Here is an 11,973-nt window from a genome sequence, read left to right as displayed (position 1 = left end):
CCTGGCGCATCCGCACAGGGGGGCCGTACCCCTTGCACCTCCCGGAAGGAAGCCATCAGCCATGGCCATGGACGCCATCTCCGTGATCCGCACCAAGCGGGACCGCGCCGAGCTGACCGACGCGCAGATCGACTGGGTCATCGACGCGTACACGCGCGGCGAGGTCGCCGACGAGCAGATGTCCGCGCTCGCCATGGCGATCCTGCTCAACGGCATGAACCGGCGTGAGATCGCCCGCTGGACGGCGGCCATGATCGCCTCCGGCGAGCGCATGGACTTCTCCACGCTGGCCCGCCCGACCGCCGACAAGCACTCCACCGGCGGCGTCGGCGACAAGATCACCCTGCCGCTGGCCCCGCTGGTCGCGGCCTGCGGCGCGGCGGTGCCGCAGCTGTCCGGCCGGGGTCTCGGCCACACCGGCGGCACCCTGGACAAGCTGGAGTCCATCCCCGGCTGGCGCGCGCTGCTCTCCAACGAGGAGATGCTGAACGTGCTCGACGGCGTCGGCGCGGTGATCTGCGCGGCGGGCGACGGCCTCGCCCCCGCGGACAAGAAGCTGTACGCCCTGCGCGATGTCACCGCGACGGTCGAGGCGATCCCGCTGATCGCCTCCTCCATCATGTCCAAGAAGATCGCCGAGGGCACGGGCTCGCTGGTGCTGGACGTGAAGGTCGGCACCGGCGCCTTCATGAAGAACCTGGCGGACGCCCGCGAGCTGGCCTCCACCATGGTGGGCCTGGGCACCGACCACGGGGTGCGCACGGTCGCCCTGCTCACCGACATGTCCACCCCGCTCGGCCTCACCGCGGGCAACGCGCTGGAGGTCCGCGAGTCGGTGGAGGTCCTCGCGGGCGGCGGCCCGGCGGACGTCGTCGAGCTGACCCTCGCCCTGGCGCGGGAGATGCTGGACGCGGCGGGCCTGAAGGACGCCGACCCGGCGAAGGCGCTGGCCGACGGCTCGGCGATGGACGCCTGGCGCCGGATGATCGCGGCCCAGGGCGGCGACCCGGACGCCGCGCTGCCCACCTCCCGCGAGCAGCATGTGATCACCGCCCCCTCCTCGGGCGTCCTGACCCGCCTGGACGCGTACGACATCGGCATCGGCGCCTGGCGCCTCGGCGCAGGCCGCGCCCGCAAGGAGGACCCGGTGCAGGCCGCCGCCGGCATCGAACTCCACGCCAAGCCGGGCGACACCGTCACCGCGGGCCAGCCCCTGCTGACCCTCCACACGGACACCCCGGAGCGCTTCGACTACGCCCTGGAGGCCGTGTCGGGCTCCTACGACATCGCCGCCCCGGGCACCGGGTTCTCGGCGACGCCGGTGGTGCTGGAACGTATCGCCTGACCTGCGGTTCCCTCATAGGGGCGAACGGGACCGGTGGAGCTGCACCGGTCCCGTTCGGCGTGTGTGACGGGCCCATGGACGAGTTCGAGGGCGACTACCTGACGACGACGAGCGCATGGGACGAGCTGCTCTGGGTCTGGACGCGAACCGACGCGGCGGTCCTACCGTCACGCTGTACGGCACTCCGGGCGGCGGCGCCTACCGTGTTCTCGGCTCGGCGGGGTTCGGGGCGCCCCTCGACCTGCCCGCCCCCTTTCGGCTCACCGTGGCCGTCGGCTGAGCGGGTCACCCCAGCACCGCCGCCACCCCCACCAGCACCGGTACCGACACCACCGTCGACAGCAGGATCGACTCGCGGGCCAGGGACTGGGCGACGTGGTAGCGGCTGGCGTAGGTGAAGAGGTTCTGCGCGGCGGGCAGCGCGGAGGTGACGACGACGTCGAGCAGGGGGGCGCCGTGGAGGTGGAAGAGGGAGGTGGCGAGGGCCCACGCGGCCAGGGGCTGGCCCAGGGACTTCAAGGCCACGGAGAGCAGCACGAGTCGGCGGTCCCGGCCGCGGCAGGGGACCGCGCTGCCGTGCAGGGACATGCCGAAGGCCAGCAGGGCCGCGGGGACGGACATGTTGCCGATCAGGGTGAGCGGGTCCATCACCGGACCGGGGAGCTTCCAGCCCGCCGCGGCGACCACCACACCGGACAGCGAACCCACCGCGATCGGATTGCGCAGCGGGGTCAGCAGCCGCTGCCCGAGCGTGCCCTTCTCGCCCATGCCGGACAGATCGAGGACGGTCAGCGCGATCGGCGTGACCAGGACGACCTGGAAGAGCAGCACCGGCGCCACGAGGGACGCGTCGCCCAGCACATACGCGGCGATCGGGATCCCGAGGTTGCCCGAGTTGACGTAACCGGAGCACAGCGCGCCGATCGTCGTACGGCCCACACCCCACCCGCGTGCCACCCCCGCCGCCACGAAGACGGCCGAGACCGCCGCCGTGCTCAGCGCCGTCACCAGCAGGCGGGCGGAGAAGAGCACCGACAGGTCGGCCCTGGCCAGGGTGGTGAACAGCAGCGCGGGGCCCGCCACCAGGAACGCCAGCCGGGTCAGCACGTCCATGCCCTGCGCGCCGAGCGTCCCGCGCCGCCCGAGTACGTAGCCCACCCCGATGACGATCGCGATCACCGCGAACCCGCTCAGTACCCCCGTCACGGTCCCAACCCTCCAGCCCGGTGGAGGAGTTGGTCAATGTGATTCAGGTGATGCCGGTCGCGGGTCGCAGGTCGCCGGTCGCGGATGAGCGCGCCGAGACACCGGCGCTCTGCGACGCCGTACGGTCCGCGCTGGAGCGCACCGGCGCCCGCGCCCGTGTCGTCGTCTGCGACACGGGCGCGCTCGGGCCTCCCGGTCTCGCCCAGGTGGACCTGCCGGCCCGCCTGGAACTCGCCGCCCGCCGCTGCGGCGGCCGGATCCGGCTGCGCGCCCCCGCCCCCGCGCTACGCGCGCTCCTCGCCGCCGTCGGACTCCGCTTCCAGACGGAGGGGCAGCCCGAAGAGGGGGAACCAGCGCCGGGTGTCGAGGAAGCAGTGGAAACCGGTGATCCGGCCCTCTGACAGCTCCAGCACCTGCACCGCCCAGGGGCCGAACCCGCCGTGTTCCGGGTCCGGCTTGTAGTGCGCGAAGGCGGGCAGTCCGTTCGCCCGCACCGGCACCAGCCGGGAGGCGGCGCAGGACGCCCCGATCGTGCTCATGAAACCGGTGATGTCCGCCGGACCGCGCAGCCACAGGTCGAACGGCGGCATCGTCATCACCGCGTCCTCCTGCAGCAGCGCCGTCAGCGCCGCCATGTCGTACCCCTCGAACGCCTTCACATAGCGCTCCAGCAGCTTTTGCTGCTCCTCGTCCAGCGGATCGGACACCTCGCCCGCCGCGCCCGCGCCAGCCCGCTCGGCGAGGGTGGCCCGCGCCCGCTGCAACGCGCTGTTGACCGAGGCCACCGACGTGTCCAGCAGCTCGGCGACCTCGCTCGCCCGCCACGCCAGCACCTCGCGCAGGATCAGCACCGCCCGCTGCCTGGGCGGCAGTCGCTGGAGCGCCGCCATGAACGCCAGCCGGATCGACTCCTTGGCCACCGCCGCCTCCGCCGGATCCGCCACCGAGGGCAGCACCCGCGCGTCCGGCACCGGCTCCAGCCAGGTGTGGTCCGGGCGCGGGGACAGCGCCGCCCGCGCCAGCGGGGTCGCGTCGGACAGATCCATCGGCCGGGCCCGCCTGCTGCCCGCCGCCAGCATGTCCAGGCACACGTTCGTCGCGATCCGGTACAGCCACGAGCGCAGCGAGGACCGCCCCTCGAACCGCTGGTGCCCGCGCCAGGCCCGCACCAGGGTGTCCTGCACCGCGTCCTCCGCCTCGAAGGAGGAGCCGAGCATCCGGTAGCAGTACCCGGTCAGCTCGGTCCGGTGCTTCTCCAGCGCGACGTCGATCCCCGCCGCCGTGTCCTCACTCATCGCCCACCCGCCCCTGTGGCCGTCCCGTACGCGCCCGCACGCCCAGCACCTCGCAAGCTACCCCAGCCCACTGACAACGACCGGCGGAGCGAGAAGGAGCAAGAAAGCGACCAACTCGGAGCAGTTCGGAGCAGTTCAGAGCGACTAGGACCGATTGTGATCGGTTCTGGACGCGCGTGAGGGGCACGGGACCGTACGGCCCGTACCCCTCACCCGTCCCATGTCCGGAAGGCTCAGTGCGCCGCGACCGGCCGCGCCGCCACCCGCGCCGCCCGCGATCCCAGCACCGTGATGGTCACGACGCCCAGGACGGCCAGCAGGCCGATGGCCACCGTGCCCGGCCAGCCGTCCGCGTGGAAGGCCAGGGCGCCGACCGTGCTGCCGACGCTGGAGCCGATGTAGTAGGCGGACTGATAGAGCGCGGAAGCCTGGGCACGGCCGTGCGTGGCGGTCTTGCTGACGGCCGAGGAGGCGACCGCGTGGCCCGCGAAGAAGCCCGCGGTGATCAGCACCAGGCCGAGCAGGACGAGGGGGAGGGACCCGGCGAGGGAGAGCAGCAGCCCCGCCGTCGTCGTACCGCCCGCCAGGTACAGGGCGCCGCGGCGGCCGAGCCGGCCCACCAGACGGCCCGCCGTGGACGCCGAGACCGTGCCCACCAGATAGACCAGGAAGATCGAACCCACGATGCCCTGCGGCAGCCCGAACGGCGCGCCCGTCAGCCGGTAGCCGATCACCGTGTACACCCCGCCGAACACCGTCATGAACAGCGCGCCGATCGCGTACAGCCGGCGCAGCAGCGGATCCGAGAGATGGGTGCGGACCGTGCCCAGCAGCACCCGGGGGCGCAGCGAACCCGCCTTGAAGTGCCGCGGCGCCGGCAGCAGCAGCCGGAACGCCACCGCGCACCCGACCGCGATCACCCCGATCACCCCGACCGACACCCGCCAGCCCCACATCTGCGCCACCCAGCCGGTGATCACCCGGCCGCTCATGCCGCCGACGCTGTTGCCCGCCACGAACAGGCCGATCGCCGTGACCAGCGCGCGCGGGCGCACCTCCTCGGCCAGATACGCCTGCGCCGAGGCGGGCAGCCCGGCGAGGGCCGCGCCCTGCACCGCGCGCAGCGCGATCAGCGCGCCGATCGAGGGCGCGAAGGGCACCAGCAGACCGACGGCCACCGCGACCGCCAGCGAAGCCGTCATCACCGTACGACGCCCGAAGCGCTCCGACAGGGCGCTCATCGGCAGCACGAACAGCGCGAGCCCGCCGGTCGCGGCCGCCACCGTCCAGCTCGCCTCGCTCGCCGCGACCCCGAAGTCGTCGGAGATCAGCGGCAGCAGGGCCTGGGTGGAGTACAGCAGGGCGAAGGTCGCGACCCCGGCGAGGAAGAGGGCGAAGCTCATCCGGCGGTAGCCGGGGCCGCCCGGGGTCAGCCGGGAGTCGGAGGAGGGGGTGGTGATGACAGGGGACGCGGCGTCCAGGGTGGACGCCCCGGTACTGGCGGGAGACATGCTTCGACCGTAAGGACGCGCCTCTCATCCGTCCAATGCATGGAATCGCCATAATCGTTCCCATGGAGCATCAGCAGAGGTCAGAGACCCGCCTGTCACCATCCGGTGACACAGAAGACATGGCGCTGTTGCTCGCGCCGCGCCTCGCCTACTTCGCCGGAGTGGCCCGCAACGAGCACGTCACCCGCGCCGCCCAGGAACTGAACGTCCCCCAGTCCACCCTCTCCCGCGCGATGGCCCGCCTGGAGCAGGACCTGGGCGTGGACCTGTTCGCCCGGCGCGGCCGCACCCTCGTCCTCACCACCGCGGGCCGCACCTTCCTCGCCTCCGTCGAACGCGCCCTCGGCGAGGTGGAACGCGCCGCCGAGGAGGTCCGCGCCGACGCCGACCCCGCCACCGGCAAGGTCGCCTTCGGGTTTCTGCACACCATGGGCGCCGAGACCGTGCCCGGACTGCTGGGCGCCTTCCGCGCCGAGCACCCGCGCATCCGCTTCAGCCTCGTCCAGAACTACGGCGAGGCCATGCTGGAGGGGATGCGCGCGGGCCGCCTCGACCTCTGCCTGACCTCGCCCGTACCGGACGCCCCCGACCTCGTCGTCCGCCGCCTGGACGAACAGAAACTCCGCCTCGTCGTGCCCGCCGACCATCCGCTCGCGGGCCGCCGCCGGATCCGGCTGGCCGAGGCGGCCGAGGAGAACTTCGTGACCCTGGAACCCGGCTACGGCCTGCGGCGCATCACCGACGCCCTGTGCCGCGAGGCCGGATTCGCGCCCCGGATCGCCTTCGAGGGCGAGGAGGCCGAGACGCTGCGGGGTCTGGTCGCGGCCGGGCTCGGGGTCGCGCTGCTGCCGCCGCCGACGGTGCCGCGGCCGGGCGTGGTGGAACTGACCGTCACCGCGCCCCGCGCCGTCCGCGAGATCGGCGTCGCCTGGCCGGCCGACCGCCCGGACACCCCGCCGGTCGCCGCCTTCAAGAAGTTCCTGCTGTCGCGAAGGGGCAACCTGCTCCCTTCTTGAACCCCCTTACGGGCTCCTCGAACCCCCTTACGGGCTGCGCTGGTTCACCGCCGCCGCAGCGACTTGCCGAACCCGACCGCCAGCGGCATCCGCAGCCCTATCGGCGGCGGCGCCGCCAGCGCGTCCTCGACCGGCCGGGACACCGGGTGGCCGAACAGCGCGCCCCGCATGAAGTCGGCGGCCAGGCACTCCACTTCGTCCCGGTGGCCGCCCAGCCGGTGCCCGTCGGAGTGCACCTCGAACCGGCACACCTCCCGGTTCACCTTCTTCGCCCGCGCCGCGAGCCGGAACGACAGCTCCGGGTCGCTGCGCTCGTCGTTCGTGCCGTGCACGATCAGCACCCGCCGCCCCACCAGCTGCTTCACCGGCTCGGCGGGCGCGGCCACATCCTCCTCGGGCAGCCAAGGGGCCAGCGCCACCACCGAGTTGACGGCCTCGTGCCCGCCCGCCCGCAGTGCCGCCCGGCCGCCCATGCCGACGCCGACCAGGCACACCGGGACATCCCCGTACCGCCGTACGACCTCGTCCGCCGCCCACTCCGCGTCGGCGGCCAGATGCGCCTCGCTGCCGTTCCACCCCCGGTACCGGTAGCGGACGGTGTGTACGGCCAGGCCCTCGCCCTTTCCGGTACGGACGAACCGCCTGCCGAGCGAGCGCACGAACGCCGTCGCCCCCACCATGGACGGCCTGCGCGCGGAGACCTCCTCCCCACCGGGCAGCAGCAGCACCACCCCGCACACCGATTCCGGCCCCGGCCCGACCACCTTGCCCAGCCCGGCCGTTCGGACCGGCGATGCTTGCTGTCCCATGACAGAACAGTGTCAGAAGCCACGGTGTACAAAACCCGTCCGCGCGGTCACCGTTGGGTCTCGACGTAAAGAAGACGGAAAGCAGGCGGAAAACGTCCGGACGTGTCCGGCCGCCGAGCCGGAGCTTTCTACGCGCGTAGGCAGTACAGTGCGGAAATGACGAGCCAGACTGCACCGAAGGGGACCGTTCCGGCGAATGTGCCGGGGCATGTACCGACGCCGGACCAGATCCGCCGGGCGCCCAAGGTTCTGCTGCACGATCATCTGGACGGCGGGCTGCGGCCCGGGACCGTCGTCGAACTCGCCCGGGAGGGCGGGTACACGGAGCTTCCCGAGACCGATCCCGACAAGCTGGGGATCTGGTTCCGCGAGGCCGCCGACTCCGGGTCCCTGGAACGCTATCTGGAGACCTTCCGGCACACCGTCGGCGTGCTGCAGACCCGGGAGGCGCTCGTCCGGGTCGCCCGGGAGTGTGCCGAGGACCTCGCCGAGGACGGGGTGGTCTATGCCGAGGTGCGGTACGCGCCCGAGCAGCACCTGGAGCGGGGGCTGACCCTGGAAGAGGTCGTCGAGGCGGTCAACGAGGGGTTCCGGCAGGGCGAGCGGCTCGCCCGGGAGAACGGGCACCGGATCCGGGTCGGCGCCCTGCTCACCGCGATGCGGCACGCGGCCCGCTCCCTGGAGATCGCCGAACTCGCCAACCGCTACCGGGACTCCGGCGTCGTCGGCTTCGACATCGCCGGAGCCGAGGCCGGGCACCCGCCCACCCGGCACCTGGACGCCTTCGAGTACCTCAAGCGCGAGAACAACCACTTCACCATCCACGCCGGAGAAGCCTTCGGACTGCCCTCCATCTGGCAGGCGTTGCAGTGGTGCGGCGCCGACCGGCTCGGGCACGGGGTGCGGATCATCGACGACATCGAGGTCCGGCCGGACGGGTCGGTGCGGCTCGGGCGGCTCGCTTCGTACGTCCGGGACAAGCGGATCCCGCTGGAGCTGTGCCCCAGTTCCAATCTCCAGACGGGGGCCGCGCCCTCCTACGCCGAGCATCCGATCGGGCTGCTGCGCAAGCTTCTGTTCCGGGCCACGGTAAATACCGACAATCGTCTTATGTCGCACACCAGCATGAGCCAGGAGTTCGAGCACCTTGTCGACGCGTTCGGTTATACGCTCGACGACCTCCAATGGTTCTCTGTCAATGGGATGAAATCAGCGTTCATTCCTTTCGATGAACGTCTTGCGATGATCAATGACGTCATCAAGCCCGGATATGCCGAACTGAAATCCGAATGGCTGTTTCAGCGGACGCCTCCCACCAGCGGTTCTGTGAGTTCCGAGGGGTAGGCGGTCGCCTCTCGCGGTACGGAATGCGGACACGCTTTCACCAGGTGTCCGCATTTTGGTGTTTGCGGGCCGGGGCGCGACGCGTTTACGGTCATGGACCGCTCCTGAAGTTTTCCGTCTCCGCATTCAAGGACGCAATCACCATGAAGCAGTCTGCCGTCAAGACCCTCGGTGTCGCCGCCCTCGGTGCCGCCTTCGCCGCCGTCGGCGCGGGTGCCGCCAACGCCGCTCCCGCCGCTCCCGACGCCACGCAGGTCGCCAAGGCGCTGCCGGGGACCGTCGAGGCGCTCACCCAGGGGCAGGGCGCCGTGGCCTCCGGCGTGGCCGCCGCGAAGCCGGCCGTGCAGCGGGTGCTCGCGCAGGGGCCGACCGGGCTGCTCGGCGGACTGCCGCTCGGCAGCACCGGCCTGCCCACCCACGGCATGGGTGTCAACGGGATCCCGCTCGGCTGACGCCACCACCATCCCGACGCCGGCGGGGGGGGCCCGGAACCAACAGAAACCCCCCCAAGGTGGGGTTGTTTCCCCCCCTAGGGGCATGGCCTTTCCCTCCCCCACCACAAAACCCCTCGGTTACCCCCACCCCCCCCCCACCACCCCCGGGTCGCTCCGGACCCGACCGGAGCGCACCGGCGGTGAGGTGTGTCACCAGCTGGAGGCGCGGGCCTTGTCCTCGGACGGCAGCAGGATCCACAGGGCTATGTAGAGCAGGAACTGAGGGCCCGGCAGCAGACAGGACAGCACGAAGATCACGCGCATCGTGGTCGCGGAGGTACCGAAGCGGCGGGCCAGGCCCGCGCACACTCCGCCGATCATGCGGCCGTGGGTGGGTCGGGCAAGGGCGGTCATGACATCCTCCGTGGTCGTCGGTCGGCTCGATCAGCTGTCCTCGATCAGCTGTCTACGACGATACGGACACGAAGGGGATGAAGCGTCACTCTAAGGAGCGATTCCGACCCTGGGAATCGTCGGGGTCCGCCCCTGAGAAAGCCCCTCCTGAAAGGTGGCCGGCTCCGCCTCCAGACGCTCGTGCAGCCGCTCCCACCTGCGCAGCCGCGCACGAGCCGCGGGGACGACGAGCAGATGGGCCACGATCGCCCCGGCCGTGTTCAGCAGCAGCGAGTCGATGTCCACCACCCGGCCCGGGACCCCCGTCTGCAACAGGGCGATGCCGAGCGAGATCAGGCAGACCGCGGCGGCGGTGCGCAGCAGCGAGGCGAGCGGGGACACCATGAGCCGCCCGTGTGCCATCGGCAGCAGCACCCCGAGCGGCGCGAGCAGCGCGAGCCCCTCACCGAGCGGCTTCACCGCGCCCGGCCACCCCAGCGCCAGGTCGGCGCGGATACCGGCCAGCGGGTGCAGGTTGGGCGGCGTCACCCAGGGCACGTCCAGTGGCCGCAGCATCAGCCAGGCGACGAAGACGATGTCGGCGAGGAGGAGGATGCCCCCTGCCGTCCGGACGCGGATGGCGGCGATGCCGCCGAAGTCCCCTTGACCCTGCACGCCCCCCAAGACGCGTGGGTCCGCGTGATCGGTTCCGCATCCGGATGTGAGCCGACCCTCGAACGTCTTGTCGACCGACGCGACGGCTGGGAAGCGCCCGACGCGACGGCTGGGAAGCGCTCGCCCCGACGGGCGGGAAACGCCCGACTCGACGAATGCCGGACAGTCGCCTCAGGTGGCCGGGTGGCTGGGTGGCCCGGTGGCCGGGTGGCCGGGTGGCGGGGTGGCGGGGTGGCCCGGTGGCCCGGCACCCCCTGCTGGCCGCGGACCCCGATGCGGACGCGGCGAGCGGTTGATCGTGTTGATCGTCGCGCCGCGGATCTGCGAGAACTTTCTCTGCACGGCCCCTGTAAGGAAGGCGGCGTGCCGGACACATACGCGGGTGGAGGGGATGTGAACACAACAGATGAGCAGCGATTCACCGAGCTGTACCACGAACACCACGCGGCCGTGGACGCGTATGTACGGCGGCGCCTGGACAGCGCCCACGCGGTCGACGATGTCGTGGCGGAGGTCTTCCTGACCGCCTGGCGACGGTTGGGGGAGGTTCCGTCCGGCGCGGTGCTGCCCTGGCTGTACGCGACGGCCCGTCGCCTGACGGCCAACGCACGCCGAGCCGATCAGCGGCGGGCCAATCTGGTGGAGGCCGCTGCCGGGCACGGGAGACATCACGTGGACGACCCGGCCGCCGGGGTGGCGGGGAACCTGGCCGTCGCGGCCGCCTTCGACGCCCTGCGGGAGCAGGACAAGGAGGTTCTCCGGCTGGCCCTGTGGGAGGAACTGCCGGCCCGGCAGGCGGCGAAGGTCCTCGGCTGTACGACCGCCACTTTCCATGTGCGCCTGCACCGAGCCCGCGCTCGGCTGCGGCACCGGCTCGCCGCCACCGGCCCCGGCCCGGCACAGCGGGCTCTGACGACCCTCGGGGGAGCCGATGCGTGACATCGACGAGGTACTGCGCTCAATGAACCCGGTGCGCACGGGCAGGCCCGCGGACCGGTCCGGGCTGAACGAGATCCTCTCCGGCGGCCGGAACGCCGGCACCGCGCGCCGGGTGCACACGCGGCGCCGATGGGGATGGGCCGTCACCGCGGCCGCGGTCACCGCCGGAGTGGTCGGGTACACCGTGGTGGATCCCTTCGGCGTCACCGCGCAGCCGGCCCTGGCCGTCACTCCGGCACCTCTGCGGACGCAACCGTCCGATCGGTCGGCGGCCGATGTGCTGGAGGAGATCGCCGGCCGTGTCTCCGGTCTGACCGACACCCGGCCCACGCCGTGGAAGACCGAGCACTTCGTGAGCGACGACTGGGCCTTGTGGACCCGTGTCGGCAACATCCAGGTCACCTCCGCGGTCATTCCCGAGCGTCGTGAGACATGGGAGAAGCCCGACGGCTCGTCCCGCTGGAACATGACAACGCTCGCTCCGCGGTTCCAGAACCAGCGGCAGCGCACGGTATGGGAGGAGGCCGGATCGGTGGGCGAAGAGCCGGTCCGGTCCAGCGGCGCGAGCGGCCCCGGCTCCGGAAGCACCGCGGAGCCGCCTTCGACGGTCGAGGGCATGCGCGCGTGGCTGGCCGACGGCCAGGACATGGGGCCCGGGCTCCTGTACGAAGTGCTGCCGGAGCGCTTCCAGGACCATGTGTTCTCGCCCGCCCAGCGAGCGGCCGTACTGCGTGTGCTGGCGTCGACCCGGGGCGTTGTCTACGCGGGGACGGTGAAGGACCGGGCCGGCCGGAGCGGTGAGGCATTCTCCCTGACCGGCCGGTTCGGCGGACTGCCCAACAAGCGCACGCTCGTCTTCGACCCGCGGACCGGCGACCTTCTCGCCTCCGAGGAACAGCTCCTCGACGACGCCGGAAAGCTCAACGCGCGCCCCCGCTCGGTCATCCAGTACAGCACCTTCCGCACCGCCGAACGCCTTCCATGACATCGGCTCGCTGGACGACGA

The 11,973-nt window shown here is 72.0% G+C and carries 13 protein-coding genes; 7 read left to right on the top strand and 6 right to left on the bottom strand.

Annotation, left to right across the window (positions count from 1 at the left end; translation table 11 throughout):
- The first annotated feature begins 61 nt into the window (after positions 1 to 61).
- Positions 62 to 1,345: a thymidine phosphorylase gene (locus ACLF5H_RS24615; protein WP_421678199.1), complete on the top strand. Its 1,284-nt coding sequence runs from the start codon at positions 62 to 64 to the stop codon at positions 1,343 to 1,345.
- 115 nt (positions 1,346 to 1,460) lie between these two features.
- Positions 1,461 to 1,625, top strand: a complete 165-nt coding sequence (locus tag ACLF5H_RS24610; protein ID WP_421678198.1) for a hypothetical protein — start codon at positions 1,461 to 1,463, stop codon at positions 1,623 to 1,625.
- A gap of 5 nt (positions 1,626 to 1,630) precedes the next feature.
- On the opposite strand, the gene ACLF5H_RS24605 is transcribed toward ACLF5H_RS24610, so the two are convergent.
- The 3 genes from ACLF5H_RS24605 to ACLF5H_RS24595 all read right to left on the bottom strand — a co-directional run bounded on the left by ACLF5H_RS24605 (position 1,631) and on the right by ACLF5H_RS24595 (position 5,357).
- Complete coding sequence (locus tag ACLF5H_RS24605; RefSeq protein ID WP_421678197.1) at positions 1,631 to 2,551, bottom strand: AEC family transporter; 921 nt, start codon at positions 2,549 to 2,551, stop codon at positions 1,631 to 1,633.
- A gap of 284 nt (positions 2,552 to 2,835) precedes the next feature.
- Positions 2,836 to 3,846, bottom strand: a complete 1,011-nt coding sequence (locus ACLF5H_RS24600; protein WP_421678196.1) for a sigma-70 family RNA polymerase sigma factor — start codon at positions 3,844 to 3,846, stop codon at positions 2,836 to 2,838.
- Positions 3,847 to 4,079: 233 nt separating this feature from the next.
- Positions 4,080 to 5,357 (bottom strand): MFS transporter, encoded by a 1,278-nt coding sequence (locus ACLF5H_RS24595; RefSeq protein ID WP_421678195.1) that lies wholly within the window; start codon positions 5,355 to 5,357, stop codon positions 4,080 to 4,082.
- Between the two features lie 62 nt (positions 5,358 to 5,419).
- Between ACLF5H_RS24595 and ACLF5H_RS24590 the strand changes: the two genes are divergently transcribed.
- On the top strand, positions 5,420 to 6,373 hold the full coding sequence (locus tag ACLF5H_RS24590) for a LysR family transcriptional regulator (protein ID WP_421678194.1): 954 nt from the start codon (positions 5,420 to 5,422) through the stop codon (positions 6,371 to 6,373).
- Between the two features lie 44 nt (positions 6,374 to 6,417).
- On the opposite strand, the gene ACLF5H_RS24585 is transcribed toward ACLF5H_RS24590, so the two are convergent.
- Positions 6,418 to 7,182: an alpha/beta hydrolase gene (locus tag ACLF5H_RS24585; protein ID WP_421678193.1), complete on the bottom strand. Its 765-nt coding sequence runs from the start codon at positions 7,180 to 7,182 to the stop codon at positions 6,418 to 6,420.
- Between the two features lie 156 nt (positions 7,183 to 7,338).
- Here ACLF5H_RS24585 and ACLF5H_RS24580 point away from each other — a divergent pair, with 156 nt between their 5' ends.
- Together ACLF5H_RS24580 and ACLF5H_RS24575 are read left to right on the top strand one after the other, a co-directional pair.
- Positions 7,339 to 8,526, top strand: coding sequence for an adenosine deaminase (locus ACLF5H_RS24580; RefSeq protein WP_421678192.1), 1,188 nt, complete (start codon positions 7,339 to 7,341; stop codon positions 8,524 to 8,526).
- 143 nt (positions 8,527 to 8,669) lie between these two features.
- Positions 8,670 to 8,978: a hypothetical protein gene (locus ACLF5H_RS24575; protein ID WP_037656097.1), complete on the top strand. Its 309-nt coding sequence runs from the start codon at positions 8,670 to 8,672 to the stop codon at positions 8,976 to 8,978.
- Between the two features lie 192 nt (positions 8,979 to 9,170).
- Here the strand turns inward: ACLF5H_RS24575 and ACLF5H_RS24570 are convergent, their stop codons facing one another.
- Together ACLF5H_RS24570 and ACLF5H_RS24565 are read right to left on the bottom strand one after the other, a co-directional pair.
- The gene (locus ACLF5H_RS24570; RefSeq protein ID WP_037656098.1) at positions 9,171 to 9,374 is read right to left on the bottom strand and encodes a PspC domain-containing protein; all 204 of its coding nucleotides are present in this window, start codon (positions 9,372 to 9,374) and stop codon (positions 9,171 to 9,173) included.
- A 90-nt stretch (positions 9,375 to 9,464) separates the two neighbouring features.
- Positions 9,465 to 10,028, bottom strand: a complete 564-nt coding sequence (locus ACLF5H_RS24565; protein WP_421678191.1) for a VanZ family protein — start codon at positions 10,026 to 10,028, stop codon at positions 9,465 to 9,467.
- A 393-nt stretch (positions 10,029 to 10,421) separates the two neighbouring features.
- Between ACLF5H_RS24565 and ACLF5H_RS24560 the strand changes: the two genes are divergently transcribed.
- Both ACLF5H_RS24560 and ACLF5H_RS24555 read left to right on the top strand, forming a co-directional pair.
- Positions 10,422 to 10,967 carry an RNA polymerase sigma factor gene (locus ACLF5H_RS24560; protein WP_421678190.1) on the top strand — a complete coding sequence of 182 codons (546 nt, stop codon included), beginning with the start codon at positions 10,422 to 10,424 and terminating at the stop codon, positions 10,965 to 10,967.
- Positions 10,960 to 11,952 carry a CU044_5270 family protein gene (locus ACLF5H_RS24555; protein ID WP_421678189.1) on the top strand — a complete coding sequence of 331 codons (993 nt, stop codon included), beginning with the start codon at positions 10,960 to 10,962 and terminating at the stop codon, positions 11,950 to 11,952. The genes ACLF5H_RS24560 and ACLF5H_RS24555 overlap by 8 nt, the downstream gene beginning before the upstream one ends.
- Positions 11,953 to 11,973 lie beyond the last annotated feature (21 nt).

This window comes from Streptomyces sp. LaBMicrA B280, from assembly GCF_049222185.1.
In the GTDB taxonomy this organism is placed as follows: domain Bacteria; phylum Actinomycetota; class Actinomycetes; order Streptomycetales; family Streptomycetaceae; genus Streptomyces; species Streptomyces murinus.
The sequence above is the reverse complement of the archived record's forward strand: the minus strand, read 5'-3'. Positions and strand labels throughout refer to the sequence as shown.